Source organism: Pseudomonas parafulva, from assembly GCF_000800255.1.
GTDB lineage: Bacteria > Pseudomonadota > Gammaproteobacteria > Pseudomonadales > Pseudomonadaceae > Aquipseudomonas > Aquipseudomonas boreofloridensis.
Genome location: NZ_CP009747.1, coordinates 1,504,519 through 1,524,081 on the forward strand (window position 1 = coordinate 1,504,519; position 19,563 = coordinate 1,524,081).

The window sequence follows — 19,563 nt, forward strand, 5'->3', positions numbered from 1 at the left end:
GCCGAGGTGGGATTAGAAGCTGTATTTGGCGGTGAGCATCAGGTTGCGTGGATCGCCGAAGTTGTCGCCGCCGTAGTCCACCGACTTGGAGATCGACGAGTAGTAGCGGCGGTCGAAGACGTTGTTGGCGTTGAGCTGCAGGTCGAGGTGGCGATTGACCTGGTAGCCGGCCATCAGGTCGGTGACCGCGTAGCTGCCCTGCTGTAGGCGATAGGTGCTGCCGTTGACCGGGATGTCGTTGTACATCCGGCTTTGCCAGGTGACGCCGCCGCCCACGCGCAGCTTGTCCAGCGGACCTTGGAAGCGGTAGGTGGTGAACAGCTTGAACTGATGCTCGGGCGTGTCGGAGTTCAGCGGTTTGTTGACGGCGGCCGGGTTGTTGTCGTCCTTGATCGTGTGCACGCGGGCGTAGGTATAGCCGGTGCCGAGCTGCCACTGGTCGGTGAGGGCGCCCTGCAGCTCGAAGTCGATACCCTGGCTGCGCACTTCCCCGGAGGCCTGGTAGCAGGTCAGTTGTGGGCAGTTGGCCAGGCTCACTTCGACCTGGCGGTTTTCCTGGTCGATGCGGAACACGGCGAGGCTGGCATTGAGCGCACCGTCGAAGTATTCACCCTTGATACCCACTTCGTAGTTCTTGCCGACGATGGGGATGATCGGCTTGCCGGAGGTGTCCTTGCCGTCCTGCGGGGTGAAGATGTCGGTGTAGCTGGCATACACCGAGTGGTGCTCGTCCAGCTCGTAGATAAGCCCGCCGTAACGGGTGACGTTGCGGGTGACCTTATAGTCGCCGTCGTTGCTGCCGCGCTTGTCGTAGTCGTACCAGTCCAGACGTCCGCCGAGGATGAGCGTGAGCGGGTCGGCCAGGCTCAGGCGGGTGGTGGCGTAGACGCCTTCCTGATTGATCTGGTAGCGATTGTTGCTGGTATGGACGAAGTCTGGCTTGCCGCCGTTGAGCGGGTAGTTGGGGTCATACGGGCTGTAGTCGCGCTCATCCATGTCGTAGATGCGCTTGGCCGCGCCGAGCACCAGTTCGTGCTCGCGTCCCAGCAGCTCGAACGGGCCACTGGCGAAGGCGTCCAGGCCTAGCTGGTTCTCGTCGTGGGCAGACTGGTAGACGGTACGCTGCAACGCCTTGTCCGCCCGCCAGCGTGATTGGTAGGAGCCTCGGAACAGCGCGTTCTGTTCGCTGTAGTTGGCGTTGACCTGCAGTTTCCAATCATTGGCCAGTTGCTGTCGCACCTCGGCGAACAGCGTGTTGATTTCCTGGTCCTTGTCTTCCCAGTCGCTGCCTGGGTTGTATGAGCGCGACAGGCGTTGGTGATGACCATTGAGGTCGGTGGGGATCGAGCCCCAGAACACGTTGGTCTTGTCCTTCTGGTGCGAGAAGCCCAGGGTCAGGGTGGTGTCATCGCTCAGGTCGGCTTCGCTGACGGCGTAGAACAGGCCATGGTTCTCCTGCTGGCCATCACGGAAGCCATTGCTGTCCTGCCAGGAGGTCACCACGCGCCCGCGCAGGGTGCCGCTGTCGTTGAGCGGGCTGGAAGCGTCCAGTTCGCCACGGTAGTTGTCCCAGGTGCCGGCGGCACCGGTGAGGGTCACGGCCTGACCAGGTAGCGGGCGCTTGCGCACCAGGTTGATGGCGGCCGAGGGTGTACCGGCGCCGGTGACCAGCCCGGTGGCGCCGCGCACCACCTCGACACGGTCGAACATGGCCAGGTTGGGCTGAGCGCCGACCACCCAGCCGGTGTAGGCGCTGGGGATGCCGTCGTACATCAGGTTGTCGACATCGAAGCCACGGGCGGTGTAGGTCTGCCGACCGGGGCCGCTGGACTGGTTGAGGAACAGGCCCGGCGTGTAGCGGGCCACGTCGTTGATGCTGGTCATGTTCTGGTCGTCCATGCGCTGGCGCGTGACCACGGTCACGGCCTGTGGCGTCTCGCGCAGGCTCAGGGGCAGCTTGGTAGCGGTTTCCATGGCACCGGTGGTGTACGACGTGGTGCCTTCGGTGGTGCTGCCCAGGCGGTTGTCGCTGATTTCGGTGGCGCCGAGTTCCAGAACACCGGCGTTAGGGGCGTCTTCGGCCATGGCATTGGCCAGCGGTGTGGTGCACAGGGCGAGGGCCAGCAGGTTGGGCGCGAAGCGGCGGGGTGGGGCAGCGGGGATCATGCCGGAGTTGTCCTTATTGCGAGTACGTATGAGAACGATTAGCAATAAAGTGTGTCAGGATTTGTCGTGGTGCGGAAGCGGTGAGGATGTAGATTTCGACAAATTTTTCACAACTACCCAACGGTCCGGTCGGTGGGCATAAAGATCCCGGTAGTGGCGCAAAGCCGTTAGACTCGCCGACCTGATGACTATTTCGAGGTGGCTGTGACGCTGCAGCAGGGGTTCGTCCTGACCCGCCATTGGCACGACACGCCCGAGGGCACCTGCGTGGAGTTCTGGTTGGCCACCGACCAGGGGCCGCGCCGAGTGCGTCTGGCGCCGCAGACCTCGGTGGCCTTCGTGCCGGCCGAGCAGGCCGCCCATGCTCGCGCGCTGCTGGCCGACGAGCCGGGCGCGCAGTTGCGCCCGCTGCAGTTGCGCGACTTTCAGCAGCGTCCGGTCATGGGCCTGTATTGCCAACAGCACCGGCAGTTGATGGCGTTGGAGCGACGCCTGCGCGAGGCCGGCGTCGAGGTCTTCGAAGCCGATATCCGCCCACCGGAACGCTACCTGATGGAGCGCTTCATCACCGCGCCGGTGCTGTTCGGTGGCCACGACGACGGTCAAGGCACGCTTGAGCACGCCCAACTCAAACCGCATCCGCACTATCGGCCACGGCTGCGGCTGGTATCGCTGGACATCGAGACCACCGAGCGCGGCGAGCTCTACAGCATCGGCCTGCACGGTTGCGGGCAGCGCGTGGTGTACATGCTCGGCCCGCCCAATGGCGACGCACAGTCGGTGGACTTCGAACTCCACTACTGCGACGACCGCGCCGCGTTGCTCGACTGCCTCAACCAGTGGTTGGCTCACCATGACCCGGACGCGATCATCGGCTGGAACGTCATCCAGTTCGACCTGCGCGTGCTCCACGAGCATGCCCAACGTTTGAAGGTGCCGTTGTACCTGGGCCGTGACGGTGCGCCCATGACCTTGCGCGAGCATGGCAGCCGCACCCACTTCTTCGCCGACGCGCCCGGCCGCCTGCTGATCGATGGCGTCGAGGCGCTGCGCTCGGCGACCTGGAGTTTTCCGTCGTTCAGCCTGGAGAACGTCGCCCAGACCTTGCTCGGCGAGGGCAAGGCGATTTCCACACCGTACCAGCGCATGGACGAAATCAACCGTATGTTCGCCGAGGACAAGCCGGCGCTGGCGCACTACAACCTCAAGGACTGCGAGCTGGTCACGGCGATCTTCGAGCACACCCGGCTGCTGGACTTTCTGCTCGAGCGTGCTTCGGTCACAGGCCTGCCGGCCGACCGCAGCGGCGGCTCGGTGGCGGCTTTCGGTCATCTGTACATCCCGGCCATGCACCGCCAGGGTTTCGTCGCGCCGAACCTGGGCGAGCGCGACGGCGAGGCCAGTCCGGGCGGATTCGTCATGGATTCGCGACCCGGGCTGTACGAGTCGGTGCTGGTGCTGGACTACAAGAGTCTCTATCCGTCGATCATCCGCACCTTTCTGATCGATCCGGTGGGCTTGATCGAGGGCCTGCGCGAGCCGGATGAGTTGCATTCGGTGGAGGGCTTTCGAGGGGCGCGGTTTTCCCGTACCCGACACTGCCTGCCAGCCATCGTCGAGCGGGTCTGGCAGGGCCGCGAGGCGGCCAAGCAGGTGGGCAACGCGCCGCTGTCCCAGGCGCTGAAAATCATCATGAACGCGTTCTACGGGGTATTGGGCTCCAGCGGTTGCCGCTTTTTCGACCCGCGCCTGGCGTCGTCGATCACCTTGCGCGGGCACCAGATCATGCGCCAGACCCGGGCACTGATCGAGGCGCAAGGGTTGGAGGTGATCTATGGTGATACCGACTCGACGTTCGTCTGGCTCAAGGGTGCCCATGGCGAGGAGGCGGCGGCGCAGATCGGCCGCGCCCTGGTGGCGCAGGTCAACCAGTGGTGGCGCGAGCACTTGAGCACTGAGATGGGGCTCGACAGCGCGCTGGAGTTGCAGTTCGAGACGCATTACCGGCGGTTTCTGATGCCCACCATCCGTGGCACGGAGGAGGGTAGCAAGAAGCGCTATGCCGGTCTGGTGCAGCGTGGCGAGGGGCACGACGAGGTGGTGTACAAGGGACTGGAATCGGTGCGCACCGACTGGTCGCCGTTGGCGCGGTTGTTTCAGCAGGAGCTGTATGGGCGGATCTTTCGCGATCAGCCGTATCGCGAGTATGTGCGCGAGTTCGTGGGGCGTACGTTGGCGGGGGAGCTGGATGAGTTGCTGGTGTATCGCAAGCGGTTGCGCCGGCCTTTGAGCGACTATCAGCACAACGTACCGCCGCATGTGCGGGCGGCGCGGTTGGCTGATGAGTACAACCGGCGGGTTGGGCGGCCTTTGCAGTATCAGCGGGGGGGATGGATCAGTTACGTCATGACCGTGGCGGGGCCGGAGCCTTTGGAGGAGCGGCGGTCGCCTGTGGATCATGAGCATTACCTGAGTCGGCAGTTGCAGCCGGTGGCGGATGCCATCTTGCCGTTTGTGGGGGATGATTTTGCGGGGTTGACGGGGCGGCAGCTTTTGCTTTTCTGAGGGTGGTTTTTGTTGCGGGCCGGGGGGGTATCCGGATTTTTTGGTGATGCTTAGTCACCTTTTCGCCCTTACGGCGACCTACTTTTTTTCTTGGAAAAAAGTAGGCAAAAACCGCTTGCTCCCGCATCCGGCCCCTTCGCTGCGCTGCGGGGTTCCCTCGCGCCGGTGGCACTCCGGGGGTACCGCGCTTAGGGGCCATCCATGGCCCCAAGCGCTTGACGGGCATCCATGCCCGTCAACCCCCTCCATGCCACCTCTGCTCGGCCTCCTGAGGTCGCGATGGGCGGCGTCTGAACTGACGCGCGCTTAGAAGCAGGGCGGTGGGGCAGATTTATCCGAGCGCTGCGCGATTAAACCGCCGTTGCCGTTGATCTTAGTGCGCGGTAGCTCAAACACCGCCAACCGCGACCTCAGGAGGCCGAGCATAGGCGTTGCGCAGGGAGGTGACGGGCATGGATGCCCGTCAAGCGCTTGGGGCCAGGAAGGCCCCTAAGCGCGCTCCTCCCGGAGCGACGCCGGCGCGAGGGAACCCCTGCGCGCAGCGCAGGGGCCGTATGCGGGAGCAAGCGGTTTTTGCCCCCCTTTTTTCCAAGAAAAAAAGGGGGTCGCCGTAAGGGCGAAAAGGTGAATCAGCCTCACCACAGCCAACGGATAAGCCCCCAAATCAAAACCGCCCCCAAAAAAACCAGATCACCCCAAAACCCCACCCCCCGAAAAACCCGGGCCTCCTCCACCAGCCAATCATGCACCGCCCGTGCCCCCGGCTGAGTCAACCCCCCAGGCGGATACAACAGCACGTACCGCTTGTGATTAGGAATGGCCACCCCAAACGGCACGATCAACGCCCCCCGCTCAAGCTCATCGTTGAGCAACGTGCGCCTGGCAATCGCCACCCCAATCCCGGCAATCGCCGCCTCGATGGTGAGATGGTTGCGATTGAAGGTATGCCCCCGCCGCACATCCAGTCCCCCGGCACCAATCCCCTCGAGATAGAACTCCCACTCCGCGTATTCCGAACTGCCCCGCCAAGCGGTGATGTCATGCAGCAACGGATAGTGCACCAGGTCCGCCGGACCGTGCAGCGGCGGACGACCGCGCAGCAGGCTTGGCGAGCACACTGGAAAGATCTGCTCGTCCAGCAACGGCGTCGAGAGCATGCCTGGGTAGCTGCCGTCGTTGAGGTCGATGGCCAGGTCGAAGTCGCCTTCGTTCAGCGCCTGCTTACTGTCCTCGGCCACCAAGCGCAGTTCGATGTCCGGATAACGCTGCTGGAAGCGCGGCAGGCGCGGCGTGAGCCATTTGGCCAAGAATGAGGGAATCGAGCGCAAGCGCAGGGTGCCACGGATCTCGCCTGCGTCCAGGCGCAACAGTTCGGCCTCGATGCTGCCATAGGCTTCGGCAACCGTCAGCGCCAGTCGCTGACCTTCAGCGGTCAGCTCCACCCCCCGGGCGCGCCGCAGGAACAGCGCAAACCCCAAGCGCTCCTCGAGCTGGCGCATCTGCTGGCTCACCGCGCCGGGCGTGATATGCAGCTCTTCGGCGCATCGGGTGAACGACAAGTGCCGGGCTGCGCAGGCAAACACGTGGAGCCAGACGAACACCTGACCATTCAATTGGCCTTTCATCGTTTAGTCCTGCTAATGGCTTGTGTAGAAAGTTTCGTTGGTCATGCTGCGACTCGCGCGTCAGTATTACTCATATAAGTAATTCTCACCAATTACCCGCGAGGACTGGGCGGTGCCGACTATCGGCGCACCGGCCAGATATTAGTATGGCTATCAGCGTTTTCGACCTCTTCAAAATCGGCATTGGGCCATCCAGCTCCCACACGGTGGGGCCAATGCGCGCTGCTGCGACCTTCGCCCAGCACCTGCGCGAAGCGGGTTTGCTGGCCCAGGTGACGCGGGTCGAAGTGCGTCTGTATGGCTCGTTGTCGGCCACCGGCGTGGGCCATGCCACCGACCGCGCCTGTTTGCTTGGGTTGATGGGCCAATGGCCGGACCGGATCGATCCGCACAGCATCGAGCCGCGTATCGAGCAATTGCTGCAGGAGCAATGCTTGATCCTCGATGGCACGCAACCCGTACCCTTCGACTACGCGCGCGACATGCGCCTGCTCGACGAGAACCTCGCCTACCACCCCAATGCCATGAGCCTGGAGGCCCAGGGCGAGGCGGGCAGCCTGTTGACCGAGACCTACTACTCCGTCGGTGGCGGATTCATCGTCGAGCAGCGCGAGATCGACGCACCGGCCTGCGCCGAGGGCGAGGTCACGCTGCCCTACGAGTTTTCCTCCGGCGCCGAACTGCTGGCGCTGTGCAAGACCCATGGCCTGAGCGTCAGCCAGCTGATGATGGCCAATGAGCGTGCCTGGCGCAGTGACGAAGACATTCGCGCAGGTCTGCTGGCCATCTGGGCGGCCATGCGTGAGTGCGTGGAAAACGGCCTGCGCAACGAAGGCATCCTGCCGGGCGGCCTGAAGGTCAAGCGCCGGGCTGCGCGCCTGCATCGAAGCTTGCAGGAACTGGGCAAGCCCAACGTGATCGGCTCAACGCTCAGTGCCATGGAGTGGGTGAACCTGTTCGCCCTGGCGGTGAACGAAGAGAACGCCGCGGGCGGGCGCATGGTCACTGCGCCGACCAATGGTGCTGCCGGAATCATCCCTGCGGTGCTGCACTACTACATGAAATTCAACCCCACCGTCTGCGATGACGACGTGGTGACTTTCCTGCTGGCCGCCGCTGCAGTCGGCATCCTGTGCAAGAAGAACGCATCGATTTCCGGGGCGGAAGTCGGCTGCCAGGGCGAGGTCGGCTCGGCCTGCTCGATGGCGGCCGCAGGCTTGGCCGAGGTGCTCGGCGCCACGCCACCGCAGTTGGAAAACGCTGCCGAGATCGCCCTGGAACACAACCTCGGCCTGACCTGCGACCCGGTCGGCGGCCTGGTCCAAGTACCGTGCATCGAGCGCAATGCCATCGCCGCGGTAAAGGCCATCAACGCCGTGCAGATGGCGCTGCGTGGCGATGGCGAGCACTTCATCTCCCTCGACCGGGTCATCCGCACCATGCGCGACACCGGGGCTGATATGCACGCCAACTACAAGGAAACCTCGCGCGGTGGATTGGCGGTGGCGTTCGTCGAGTGTTGAGGGCACTCATGGCCAGCGCCTGAGCAACCTCGTGTGAGTCACCCCAACCGCTCCCGCATCCGATACCACAACATGCCCAACGCCAGCAGCGGCGAGCGCAGGGCCTTGCCGCCGGGGAAGGTCAGGTGCGGCACGGCGCTGAAGATGTCCAGGCCGGTGCTGTGACCGGTGGCGATGGCTTCGGCCAGCAGGCGCGCGGTCCAGTGGGTGACGTTCAGACCATGGCCTGAATAGCCCTGGGCGTAGTAGACGTTCGGCTGCTGTCGTAGCCTGCCGACTTGGGGAAAGCGGTTGGCGGTGATGCCGATCATGCCGCCCCATTGGAAGTCCAGGCGCACATCGGCCAACTGCGGGAACACCTTGAGCACCTTCGGACGCATGTAGGCGGCGATGTCCTGCGGATCGCGGCCTGAATAGTGACAGGCGCCGCCGAACAGCAGGCGCCGGTCCGCGGTGAGGCGGTAGTAGTCCAGGCCGACCTTCTGGTCGCACAGCGCCATATTCTGCGGGATCAGGCTGCGCGCCCGTGCCTCGGACAGCGGTTCGGTGGCCACCACGTAGCTGCCGGCTGGCAGCACCTTGCCGCTGAGCCGCGGCTCCAGCTCATCCAGATGCGCATTGCACCCCAGCACCAGACGCTCGGCCCGCACCGTCCCCCCAGAACAGTGCAGGGTGACGGTGTCGCCGTGCTCGATCCGCTGCACCGGACTCTGCTCGAACACCCTTACCCCCAGGGTGCTGGCCGCACGCGCCTCGCCTTGGACCAGGTCAAGCGGATGCAGATGGCCAGAGCCCATGTCCACTAGACCGCCCGCATACTGGTCGCTGGCGACGATCTCGTGGATATCCTGCGGGCCGATCAGGCGGGTTTCGTGGGCGTATTCCAAGTCGGCGAGGTCGCGCAGTTCGTCGTCGAACGCGGCGAACTGCGCTGGGGTATTGGCCAGCTCGCAGAAGCCCCAGCGCAGGTCGCACTCGATGCCATAGCGGGCGATGCGCTCGGCCACCAGCGTCACCGAGTCCAAGCCTGCCTGCTTGAGGTAGCGCACACCGTCCTGGCCGACATGCCGGGCGAAACCCGACACGTCGTGACCGATGCCACGAATCAATTGCCCGCCATTGCGTCCGCTGGCGCCCCAGCCGATGCGGCGGGCTTCGAGCAGGATCACCGAGAGACCGCGCTCGGCCAGCTCCAGTGCGGTGTTGACGCCGGTCAGACCGCCACCGACCACGCACACGTCCGCGTGCAGATCGCCCTGGAGCGTGGGGTAGTGGGTTTTGGCCCGGGCGGTGGCCGCGTAGTAGGAAGCAGTGTGTTCGGTTTGAGGGGGCATCGGCGACACTCGAAATCAGCGGTTGGACTTGATCTTGCTCCAGGAACGGGTCATGAGCCGCATGATCGGCGGACTCTGCATGCTGGACACGTACAAACGATCCAGCACCTCCTGGGGCGGGTAGATCTCGGGGTTGTCGACCAGCGACTTGTCCATGAACGCCTTGGCCTGCGGATTGGCGTTGGCATAGCCGACGGTGGTGCTCACCTTGGCGATCACCTGCGGGTCGAGCAGGTAGTTGATGAAGGCCAGGGCCTGCTCCGGGTTGCTGGCGTCCTTGGGAATGGCCAGCAGGTCGAACCACAGGTTGCTGCCTTCCTTGGGAATGCTGTAGGCGATCTTCACCCCGTTATGGGCTTCCTCGGCACGGTGGGCAGCCTGGAACACGTCGCCGGAGTAGCCGAAGGCCACGCAGACATCGCCATTGGCCAGGTCCGAAACGTACTTGGAGGAATGGAAGTAGGTGATGTAGGGCCGCAACTGCAGCAAGCGCGCCTCGGCCTTGGCGAAGTCCTTGGGGTTTTCGCTACGCGGGTTCATGCCCAGGTAGTTGAGGACCGCTGGGAAGAGTTCGTCGGGCGAGTCCATGAACGCCACGCCGCACTGCTTGAGCTTCTTCAGGTTCTCGGGCTCGAAGAGCACCGCCCAGGAATCGATCTTGTCGATGCCCAGCACGGCCTTGACCTTGTCCACGTTGTAGCCGATGCCATTGGTGCCCCACAGGTAAGGCACCGCATAGCGGTTGCCCGGATCGTTCTGCTCCAGTTGCTTGAGCAGCTTCGGGTCCAGGTGCTTCCAGTTCGGCAGCTTGCTGCGGTCCAGCGGCAGGAAGGCCCCGGCCTGGGCTTGGCGGGCGAGGAAGTGGTTCGACGGCACCACCACGTCGTACCCGGTGCGTCCGGCCAGCAGTTTGCCTTCGAGGGTCTCGTTGGAGTCGAACACGTCATAGACCACCTTGATGCCGGTGCTGGCTTGGAAGTCGGCCAGGGTGGTGTCACCGATATAGTCGGTCCAGTTGTAGACGCTGACCGTCGGCTCGGCCTGGGCCGCCGCACCGAACAGCAAGGCGAAGGCGGTAGGAATCAAGGTTTGCAGATGACGCATGTCGACACCTCTTGTTATTCGAATGGAGGAGAGTGCGGGATCTGCCGGCTCAAACGCTCAGCAGCAGGAACTCCCGCTCCCAGGAACTGATCACCCGCTTGAAGTTTTCGTGCTCGGCGCGCTTGACCGCCACGTAGCCCTGCACGAACTGGCGACCCAGGTACTGTTCCAGCACCTGGCAGTCCTCCATGTGCTGCAACGCATCCTCGATGGTGATCGGCAGGCGCAGGTTGCGCCGCTCGTAGGCGCGACCCTGCACCGGCGCGCTCGGAGCGATGCGTTCGACCATGCCCAGGTAGCCGCACAGCAAGCTGGCGGCGATGGCCAGGTAGGGGTTGGCGTCAGCGCCTGGCAGGCGGTTCTCCACCCGCATCGCCTCGGGACTGGAGGTGGGTACGCGCAGGCCGGCGGTGCGGTTTTCCTCGCCCCACTCGACGTTCACCGGGGCCGAGGTGTCCGGCAGGAAGCGGCGGAACGAATTGACGTTGGGCGCGAACATCGGCAACACCTGGGGGATGTACTTCTGCAGCCCGCCGATGTGGTGCAGGAACAGCTCGCTCATGCTGCCATCTTCGTTGGCGAACACCGGTTTGCCGGTGGCGATGTCGACCACGCTCTGGTGCAGGTGCATGGCACTGCCCGGCTCGTCGGTGATCGGCTTGGCCATGAAGGTGGCGGTGACGTTGTGCTTGAGGGCAGCCTCGCGCATGGTGCGTTTGAACACGGTGATCTGGTCGGCCAGGTCCAGCGCATCGCCGTGACGGAAGTTGATTTCCATCTGCGCCGGGCCGTCCTCGTGGATCAGCGTGTCCAGGTCCAGGCACTGGATTTCGCACCAGTCGTAGACATCCTCGAACAGCGGGTCGAATTCGTTGGCGGCATCGATGGAGAACGACTGCCGACCGCTCTCGGCGCGGCCTGAGCGTCCCACGGGCACCTGCAAGGGCAAGTCCGGGTCTTCGCAGCGCTGGGTCAGGTAGAACTCCATTTCCGGCGCCACGATCGGCTGCCAGCCCTTGTCGGCGTACAGTTTGAGCACCTTCTTCAAGACGTTGCGCGGCGACAGCTCGATGGGGTTGCCGTGCTTGTCGAAGGTGTCATGAATGACGATGGCGGTCGGCTCGATCGCCCAGGGAATCTGATACACCGCCGTAGGGTCCGGGCGACAGATCATGTCGATGTCGGCCGGGTCGAGCAGGGCGTAGTAGAGGTCGTCGTCGACGAAGTCGCCGGTGACCGTCTGCAACAGCACACTTTCAGGCAGGCGCATGCCGCGTTCGTTGAGGAACTTGTTGGTCGGCGCAATCTTGCCACGGGCGATGCCGGTCAGGTCGCTGACCACACATTCCACTTCGGTGATGCGGTGTTCTTTCAGCCAGGCGGACAGCTGATCGAAAGGGGCGTTCATACAGACCTCTTGGTTGGGTTTTGGTGGTGGGTGCGGACTTGCCTGTGCAGTGGAACGCCGAACGTCCATCGCCAAGCCCCTTCCCACGGGGCACGCTGGGGACTATCTTGGGCGCAGCCCGTCAGGGCGATCTATCCGTTTTGTTCGTCAGAAAATGCACCATAAGAGTGCAAGAAGGACGCCGCGTGAACAGGCAACCCGCCTTGCAGGTCCAGGCTTACAGCACCTCCGATGTCGGTGAGCAAGTGCGCGCCACTCCTGGATGGCAGCAGCACTATCGGCAGATGTCGCCCGGGCATTTCAGCGGCCAGTTGCGCTGCCTGGCGCTCGAGGGCGTGGAGGTCTACGAAGAATCGCTCAACACCCGCGTCGAGCAGTTCTTTCGCGCGCCGCCCGGCTCGCTGACCTTCTGTTTCGACCAGGTCGAGCACAGCCTCTACCTGCTCAACGAACACAGCCGCAACCTGTGGATCACGCCGGAGAACTACCGCGAGGTCGCCGTGGTGTTCGACCAGGCCTTCCTGCAACGGCATGGTCTGGACCTCGAGCATCTGCAGGGCTTGTTCATGGTGCCGCTGGGCAGTGGACAGAACGCCCTGTTCGGCCGCTGGCTCAGCACCACGCTGACCCGCCTCACCCAGGCCGGCTGTCCCGTGCAAGGGCAGGCGCTGGCCGAGCAACTGCTCGAAGACTGCCTGTTCATCCTCGACAGCGCCTGCCAACGGCTGCAGGGCCCGGCGCAGGATCAACGCGAGCAGGCGCGGGCGATCATGCAGCGAGTCGGTGACTGGGCGGCCGACTGCCCTGAAGAAACCCTCAATTTACTGGGGTTGGCGCAGGTGGCGGGGGTGTCGCTGCGTCAGTTGCAGCAGGCTTTCAAAGCCTTCACGGGCATGCCGCCGGCGCAGTGGCTGCGCTTGCGCCGTCTCAACGGCGCGCGCCGAGACCTGCTGCGACCGGACGCGGGAGACGTGACGGTAGCAGAGGTGGCGATGCGCTGGTCCTTCTGGCACCTGGGGCGGTTTTCCGAAAGTTATCGCCAGTTGTTCAAGGAACTGCCGAGCCAGACGCTACGGCGGCGGCGCTGAGCCCGCCACAGCGTCCGGATCAACCGTCCGATTGCTCTTCAGGCGGCACCTGGCCGTCCGGCCATTCTGGCGCCTGCGGCTCGGTCTCCGGCACGGGTACATCATCTCCGGGATTGTGCGGAATCGGATCGACGTAAGGGTCGAGCGGGTGCTCGGGGGTCGGTTGATGGAGCGTTGCCATGGTGCACCTCCTGGGTGGGTGTCATCGGTTAGGGCCATGCTCGCGGCGCGACGTTCATTCCAATTGACCCAGGTGCGCACGGAACGCCTCGCGCCGGTCCATACTCCAAGCTGCGTCCATCACCCACCCGGAGAGCCCGACGATGTTCACCAGCCTGCTGACCTTCCTGGTCACTCTGGCCGCCATGGAAGGCGTGGCGTACTTCGCGCACAAGCATGTGATGCATGGCTTCGGCTGGGGCTGGCACCGCTCGCACCACGAGCCGCGCACTGGCTGGTTCGAGAAGAACGACCTGTACGCGGTCGTGTTCGCCGTGCTGGCCATCGTGCTGATCGCCCTGGGCACAGGCGGGTGGTATCCGTTGCAGTGGATCGGCGCCGGCATGACCGCCTATGGCGTGCTGTACTTCGTCGCCCATGACGGCCTGGTGCACCACCGCTGGCCGCTGCGTATCGTCCCGCGGCGTGGCTACGCCAAGCGCCTGTATCAGGCTCACTTGATGCATCACGCCGTCAAAGGCCGCGAGGGCTGCGTGTCGTTCGGCTTTCTCTATGCCCCGCCTATCGCGCGACTGCGCGAGCAATTGCGGGCGCGTCAGGGCGGGCCGTTGAAGCGTCCCGCCGCGGACGCTGCCACAGCCCCGGATCGCGTGGTCGATCGCGCCGCCAGCGAGCGCTGAGCGCCAGCCACAGGCCCGAGGCCACCGCCAGCAGTTTCTCCGCCTTGCCGGTCGAGCAGCGCACGTCCCAGGCGTGGCGGCCACGGGCGCGTACCTTCAAGCCGATGCCGCGGTAGACCCGCGCCGCCGTGGCCACGGCCCAGGCCGAACGCCAGGGCAGGGCGGCGAGCCCGGCTTCGGCGCTGGCGTAGTAAGGTTCGGCTGCCGCGATCAAGTCACCGGCGATACGCGCCAACGCCTCGCGCTGCTCGGGCGCGGCGACCTGACCTGGGGCGATGCCCCGGGCCTGCAACCACTCTTCGGGCAGGTAACAGCGCTGCACCCCGGCGTCCTCGACGATATCGCGGGCGATGTTGGTCAGTTGCATGGCCAGGCCCAGGTCGCAGGCGCGATCGAGCACGGCAGCCTCGCGCACGCCCATCACCCGGGCCATCATCAGGCCCACCACCCCGGCCACGTGATAGCAGTAGCCGAGCAGGTCGTCGAGGCTGCGGTAGCGCTGGCCGCGCACGTCCTGATCGAAACCTTCGAGCAGGTCGAAGGGCTCGTGCGGGTCGAAGCCATGGCGCCGCGCCACGTCCCGCAAGGCGGCGAAGGCTGGGTCGTGCAATTCACCGGCCGACAAGGCGACATCAGTCTGGTGGCGCAGCTCTGCCAGGCGCCGCTGGGCTTCCTCGACCGCGATCACCACCGCGCCATGGCCGGCTTCCTGGCCGTCGATGACGTCGTCGCAATGCCGACACCAGGCATACAGCAGCACGGCACTGCGCCGGGTGTGCGGGTCGAACAGGCGCGAGGCCGTGGCGAAGCTCTTCGAACCGACGGCGATGCTGCGCTCGGCGTGGCCTAGCAGCTCGTCATGATTCATCGCTGCAGGTCCTCGAGCATCAACTGCGCCGTCGCCTTGGCCGACGCCACCACACCGGGCACGCCCGCACCGGGGTGCGTGCCGGCGCCCACCAGGTACAGGTTGCTCAACTGCGCATCGCGGTTGTGCGGACGGAACCACGCGCTTTGGGTGAGCACCGGCTCCAGCGAGAAGGCCGAACCCAGGTGAGCGCCCAAGGTGTCGCGGAAGTCTTCGGGGGTGAAGATGCGACAGGTCACCAAATCCTCGCGCAGGCCGGGGATGTAGTGACGTTCGAGATAGTCGAGAATGCGATCGCGGTAGCGCGGGCCTTGCACCTGCCAATCGATGTCGGCATTGCCCAGATGCGGCACCGGCGCCAGCACGTAGTGCGCCGAGCAGCCGGGCGGCGCCAGGCTTGGGTCGGTGGCGCAGGGCGCGTGCAGGTACAACGAGAAGTCGTCGGCCAAGGTGTCGCCGTTGAAGATTTCCTGGATCAGCTCGCGGTAGCGCGGACCGAAGCACACGGTGTGGTGACGCAACTGAGGTTGCGCGCGCTTGAGGCCGAAGTGGATGACGAACAGCGAATTGCTGAAGCGCTTGCCAGCCAATTGGCGGCCATGCTGTTGGCCACGAGGGTGACCGGCCAGCAGATCCTTGTAGGTGTGCACCACGTCGGCATTGGAGGCCACGCAGTCGGCCTGGAACTGGCGGCCGTCGCGGGTGGTAACGCCGGTGAGGCGGTCGCCCTGGGTCTGCAAGGTCGCGACCTCGGCATTGAGGGCCAGGGTGCCGCCCAGGTCCTCGAACAGCCGCGCCATGCCTTGCACCAGCGCGCCCGTGCCGCCGCGGGGAAACCACACGCCCCATTCACGTTCCAAGGCGTGGATCAGGCTGTAGATCGACGAGGTCGCGAACGGGTTGCCACCCACCAGCAGCGCGTGGAAGGAAAACGCCTGGCGCAGCTTGGGGTGGCGAATGTACTGCGCCACCTTGCTGTAGACGCTGCGCCACGCCTGCAGGCGGGCCAACTGCGGACCGGCCTGGAGCATGTCGCGAAACGACAGGAACGGCACCGCGCCAAGCTTGATGTAGCCCGCGTCGAGCACCTGCCGGGAATAGGCGAGAAAGCGTCGATAGCCGTCCACGTCGGCCGGCTCCAGGGCATGGATACGCCGCTCCAGGTCGTCCTGGTCGTTGCCATAATCCAAAGAGGTGCCGTCTTCCCAGCACAATCGGTAGAACGGGCTGACCGGCAGCATGTCGACGTAGTCGGCCATCTGCCGTCCGGCGCCGGTGAACAGCGCTTCCAGGGCGCCCGGATCGGTGATCACGGTGGGCCCGGCGTCGAAGGTGAACCCTTGGTCGTGGTAGACGTAAGCCCGTCCACCTGGCTTGTCGCGTCGCTCCAGCAGCGTGGTGCGCACGCCGGCGCTTTGCAGGCGAATCGCCAGGGCCAGCCCGCCGATGCCTGCGCCAATTACCACTGCCGATTTGCCTGGGGTCATCGATTGTCCTTGAAATGCCTGGGTGAAGAGCGAAGCGCCGCCTTGATAGCCGCGGCGACGGGAACGGGTGGCTTGCCGGTGAGGATACGCAGTTGATCGCGCCAGGTGCTGTGACCGGCGTAGAAACGTGCGATCAACGGTGCCGGGAGGCGATGGAAACGCTGCAGCACGCCCCAGCGATCCTGCGGGCGGCCGGCGAGAAACAGCATGCGGTTGAGCAGTCGGTAGAAGCCCTGGCGCTGGCCGTGACGGTGCACGTACTGACCCAGCGCCGTCGCCAGTTGGGCGCTGTCATCCAGCGGTTGGGTCGCCAGCCAGTCGGCCAGGCGCACGGCGTCCGGCAGCGAGTAGCCGGTGGTGCTGTGGAACAGCCCGGCGCGCAGGCCGGAGCAGGGCAGGCCACCGGCCTCGCGCCAGGCGCCAGGCAGGTCCTCGGCGAGGGTGATCGGCAGCACGCCCTGTTCCTCGCGCAGGCAGGCCGCCACCGACCAGCCTTGCTGGTGCACGTACTCGGCGATGTGCTGGCGCAGGGTGTCGGCGGACGGCGCGGCGTCATCGACGTAGTGGGTGTCCTCCACCAGCACGGTGTCGTCGCTGAACGGCAGCAGGTAGACGAACCGGTAGCCCTGACCCTGGGTGACTCGTGCGTCCATCAACACGGGGATCTGCAGGCCGTGCCGGCGGTCCAGGCGCAGCAGTTGACCTACGAAAGCCTGATACCCGAGCACCCGGTGCGCACTGGGTCGGGCGCCACGGCCATCGATCACCACGCGCGCCTCCAGTCGCCTGCCATCGTCCAGCAGCACGTGATCGGCGGCCACGCTGGCCACCGCACAGCCGGTGCGCAGGCTCAGGCCCAGCGCTGGGGTCAGCACCTCGGCGAAGCGCTCGCTGTCGAGGCTGGCGTAGCCACAGGGCAAGCTGCGCGAGAAGGCCGGGAAGTGCACTTGGTAGGCCGGCCAGCGCTTGACCACCAGCGGCTCGATCCAGCGTTGCTGCGCGGCGCTGAGGTCGGCGTCATGGAATGACCAAGTGTGATTGCCGCCCAGGCGTTGGGCCTGTTCCAGGCACAGGATGTTCAGTTCCGGGCGCAGCGTGCGCAGGCGCCAGGCGATCAAGCCGTTGGCCAGGCCGCCGCCGGCGAGAATCAGATCGAAGCGCACGTTGCCTCCTCGTTCAGGACCGCGCGGCCGCTGGCCAGCGCCTGTTCGATCAACTGTGCCCCGCGTTGTGCGCCGTCCAAGGCTGCTGAGTCCTCGGCCAGCGACCTGAAGCGGCCCGCTGGAGCCTTTAGCAGTTCATTCAAGGCTTGGGCGATCCGCGCACGGCTAGCCCGGTGCGGCAGACGCAGGCCGAAACGATGATGCTCGACCCGGGCGGCCACGCCCGGTTGATCGAAGGCGATCGGCAGCACCAGTTGCGGGGTGCCGGCCACGGCAGCGTCGAGCACAGTGTTCAGGCCGCCGTGGCTGATCACCACATCGGCGCGCCGCACCGCCCACTGCTGAGGGGCGAAATCGGTGACGAAGGTGGCGCCGCGGGCCTGCAAACGAGCCTGCTGCTGGGCATCGAGTCCGCCGCAATGGGCGAGCAGCAGTTGGACCTCGAGGTGCTGACAGGCGCTGGCGATGCGCTCGAACAGGTCGAAGCGATGCCCTTGCAGGGTGCCGAGGCTGGCGAACACCAGCGGCCGTTCGGCGCTGATCGGCCAGGTGCCGGGTGCCTCGCGCGTGGTGCGGCGCAGCGGTCCGAGGGCATGTGCATGGGCGGGCCAGTGCTGGCGTGGGAAGTCCAAGCCAACGGGCATTTGACTCAGTTGCAGCAATGGCGAGAGAAAGGCATGCAATTGGCCTCTGGGCGCCAGCCCATGGTGCCGGCAAGCGCGCATCAATACCTTCGACAGCGGTGTCATCAGCCCGTCATGCACGCGCTCGCTGCCGGCTTGCAGGCGCAGCGCGCGGGCATCCGTACCCGCTGCGAAGGGGACGACCGGCAAGGGTATTCCCGCTTCGCGATTCACCGGCAACGCGCAGGCCACCGACACGCTCGGCAGGTGCAGCGCCTCGGCGATCAGTGCACCCGCAGGGGCCATCTGGTCGCAGATCAACGCGTCGACCTGATGCTTGCGCAAGGCGTCCGGCAGGTGCTCGCACAGCAACGCGCTGTTGCCGGCCATCTGCCGAATCAGCCGGTACAGGTGCCAGGGATTGCCTGTGCGTCCGGCCAGGCGCAGAGCCTGGGCGACATCCGCCTCGCCCCGCGCCTGCGGGCCTAAGCCGACGAAGCCGATGCGTGGGTCATCGAGCCAACCGGCGACGCCGTGCTGCTGCATGAAGGTGACCTGATGGCCGCGTTCGACCAACGCCAGCCCCAGTGCCTGCAAGGCGCTGAAGTGGCTGGGGTAGGTCGGCGCAACGACGGCGAAGTGGCTCATATCGGCAGCGGCGCCTGAGTCAGCAGCCGTGCTCGGCGCAACTGCGCCAGGTCGGCTGAGCCGGTGCAGAAGCAGGCGATGCGCAACTGGCGGATCAGCACGTGGAAGTGCTCGACTACCGCTTCACTGGAGCGGGTGGCCGCCTCCAGCACCCCTGCGGCCTGGCCGACCAGGTCGGCGCCGAGACGAATGGCCTTGGCCGCATCGATGCCGTCGCGAACACCTCCGGAGGCGATCAGTCCCACGCCGGGCAACGCCCGGCGCACGCTCAGCACCGCCTGGGCGGTGGGTATACCCCAGTCGGCGAAGGCCAGTGCGACGGCGCGGTCGGCCGGGCTGGCGGCACGCGCAGCCTCCACTGCGGCCCAACGGGTGCCGCCGACACCCGCCACGTCGATGACACTGACGCCCGCTTCGACCAGTTGGCGCGCCACCGTCGGCGAGATGCCGCTGCCCACTTCCTTGGCGATCAGCGGCACCGGCAGCGCCTTGGCCAGCGCTTCGATGCGCCCCAGCACGCCACGCCAGTCGCGGTCGCCTTCGGCCTGCACCGCTTCCTGCAGGGGGTTCAGGTGCACGATCAGGGCGTCGGCCTGCACGCTATCCACCGCCCGCTGCGCCAGTTCCAGGCCATCGACTTCGCGCAATTGCGCCGCACCAAGGTTGGCCAGCAGCAGGATGTCCGGCGCCAGGCGCCGCAATTCAGCCGTCAGGCCCTGGTCATTGCCGCTGCGCAGGCCCACGCGCTGGGAGCCGACGCCCATGGCGATGCCCAGCGCCTGGGCGGCTTCGGCCAGGTGCCGGTTGATGGCCTCGGCGCGGTCGGCGCCGCCGGTCATGGAACTGATCAGCAGCGGGGCGCGCAACGCCTTGCCCAACAGGTGGGTACTCAGGTCGATGGCGTCCAGGTCCAGTTCCGGCAGGGCACAATGTTCGAAGCGCAGCGCCGACCAGCCGGCGCCATCGCCCACGGTGCCGGCAGCAGAGGCCAGGACGATGTCCAAGTGATCGTTCTTGCGTTGACTGAGCATGTTTTCGTTCATGCCGGCTCCCTAGCATGGAATCATCTGCGCACAGGTGAGGTCTGTGCTGAAGCGAGCT

General features: G+C 65.5%; 15 protein-coding genes. 4 read left to right on the plus strand and 11 right to left on the minus strand.

Annotation, left to right across the window (positions count from 1 at the left end; translation table 11 throughout):
* Positions 1–12: 12 nt before the first annotated feature.
* On the minus strand, positions 13–2,166 hold the full coding sequence (locus NJ69_RS06640) for a TonB-dependent siderophore receptor (RefSeq protein WP_039577330.1): 2,154 nt from the start codon (positions 2,164–2,166) through the stop codon (positions 13–15).
* A gap of 204 nt (positions 2,167–2,370) precedes the next feature.
* Here NJ69_RS06640 and NJ69_RS06645 point away from each other — a divergent pair, with 204 nt between their 5' ends.
* Entirely contained in the window at positions 2,371–4,731 is a 2,361-nt protein-coding gene (locus NJ69_RS06645; protein WP_039583140.1) for a DNA polymerase II, read from the plus strand.
* A 635-nt stretch (positions 4,732–5,366) separates the two neighbouring features.
* Here NJ69_RS06645 and NJ69_RS06650 read toward each other — a convergent pair.
* Complete coding sequence (locus NJ69_RS06650; protein WP_245219516.1) at positions 5,367–6,356, minus strand: LysR substrate-binding domain-containing protein; 990 nt, start codon at positions 6,354–6,356, stop codon at positions 5,367–5,369.
* Between the two features lie 146 nt (positions 6,357–6,502).
* Between NJ69_RS06650 and NJ69_RS06655 the strand changes: the two genes are divergently transcribed.
* Positions 6,503–7,879 (plus strand): L-serine ammonia-lyase, encoded by a 1,377-nt coding sequence (locus NJ69_RS06655; protein ID WP_039577332.1) that lies wholly within the window; start codon positions 6,503–6,505, stop codon positions 7,877–7,879.
* A 38-nt stretch (positions 7,880–7,917) separates the two neighbouring features.
* Here NJ69_RS06655 and NJ69_RS06660 read toward each other — a convergent pair whose 3' ends face one another.
* Genes NJ69_RS06660 through NJ69_RS06670 form a run of 3 tightly spaced genes read right to left on the minus strand, consistent with a single transcriptional unit; the run spans position 7,918 to position 11,725 of the window.
* The gene (locus NJ69_RS06660; protein ID WP_039577335.1) at positions 7,918–9,213 is read right to left on the minus strand and encodes an NAD(P)/FAD-dependent oxidoreductase; all 1,296 of its coding nucleotides are present in this window, start codon (positions 9,211–9,213) and stop codon (positions 7,918–7,920) included.
* A 15-nt stretch (positions 9,214–9,228) separates the two neighbouring features.
* The gene (locus tag NJ69_RS06665) at positions 9,229–10,317 is read right to left on the minus strand and encodes a polyamine ABC transporter substrate-binding protein (RefSeq protein WP_039577337.1); all 1,089 of its coding nucleotides are present in this window, start codon (positions 10,315–10,317) and stop codon (positions 9,229–9,231) included.
* Between the two features lie 49 nt (positions 10,318–10,366).
* Entirely contained in the window at positions 10,367–11,725 is a 1,359-nt protein-coding gene (locus NJ69_RS06670; protein WP_039577339.1) for a glutamine synthetase family protein, read from the minus strand.
* Positions 11,726–11,910: 185 nt separating this feature from the next.
* On the opposite strand from NJ69_RS06670, the gene NJ69_RS06675 reads away from it, so the two are divergent.
* The gene (locus NJ69_RS06675; RefSeq protein WP_039577341.1) at positions 11,911–12,813 is read left to right on the plus strand and encodes a helix-turn-helix domain-containing protein; all 903 of its coding nucleotides are present in this window, start codon (positions 11,911–11,913) and stop codon (positions 12,811–12,813) included.
* Between the two features lie 19 nt (positions 12,814–12,832).
* Here the strand turns inward: NJ69_RS06675 and NJ69_RS22625 are convergent, their stop codons facing one another.
* Entirely contained in the window at positions 12,833–12,994 is a 162-nt protein-coding gene (locus NJ69_RS22625) for a hypothetical protein (protein ID WP_155290522.1), read from the minus strand.
* 142 nt (positions 12,995–13,136) lie between these two features.
* Between NJ69_RS22625 and NJ69_RS22345 the strand changes: the two genes are divergently transcribed.
* Positions 13,137–13,673: a sterol desaturase family protein gene (locus NJ69_RS22345; RefSeq protein ID WP_039577343.1), complete on the plus strand. Its 537-nt coding sequence runs from the start codon at positions 13,137–13,139 to the stop codon at positions 13,671–13,673.
* Here the strand turns inward: NJ69_RS22345 and NJ69_RS06685 are convergent.
* The 5 genes from NJ69_RS06685 to fni are packed head-to-tail and all read right to left on the minus strand — an operon-like array spanning position 13,555 to position 19,505.
* Positions 13,555–14,541, minus strand: a complete 987-nt coding sequence (locus NJ69_RS06685) for a phytoene/squalene synthase family protein (RefSeq protein WP_052192023.1) — start codon at positions 14,539–14,541, stop codon at positions 13,555–13,557. The genes NJ69_RS22345 and NJ69_RS06685 overlap by 119 nt on opposite strands.
* Entirely contained in the window at positions 14,538–16,028 is a 1,491-nt protein-coding gene (locus NJ69_RS06690; protein ID WP_039577344.1) for a phytoene desaturase, read from the minus strand. The genes NJ69_RS06685 and NJ69_RS06690 overlap by 4 nt, the downstream gene beginning before the upstream one ends.
* Positions 16,025–17,191, minus strand: a complete 1,167-nt coding sequence (crtY, locus tag NJ69_RS06695; RefSeq protein WP_039577347.1) for a lycopene beta-cyclase CrtY — start codon at positions 17,189–17,191, stop codon at positions 16,025–16,027. Before crtY ends, NJ69_RS06690 begins: the two co-directional genes overlap by 4 nt.
* On the minus strand, positions 17,176–18,462 hold the full coding sequence (locus NJ69_RS06700; protein ID WP_039577350.1) for a glycosyltransferase: 1,287 nt from the start codon (positions 18,460–18,462) through the stop codon (positions 17,176–17,178). The genes crtY and NJ69_RS06700 overlap by 16 nt, the downstream gene beginning before the upstream one ends.
* A complete protein-coding gene (gene fni, locus NJ69_RS06705) occupies positions 18,459–19,505 on the minus strand; it encodes a type 2 isopentenyl-diphosphate Delta-isomerase (RefSeq protein WP_039577354.1) in 1,047 nt (348 codons plus the stop codon). Before fni ends, NJ69_RS06700 begins: the two co-directional genes overlap by 4 nt.
* Positions 19,506–19,563 lie beyond the last annotated feature (58 nt).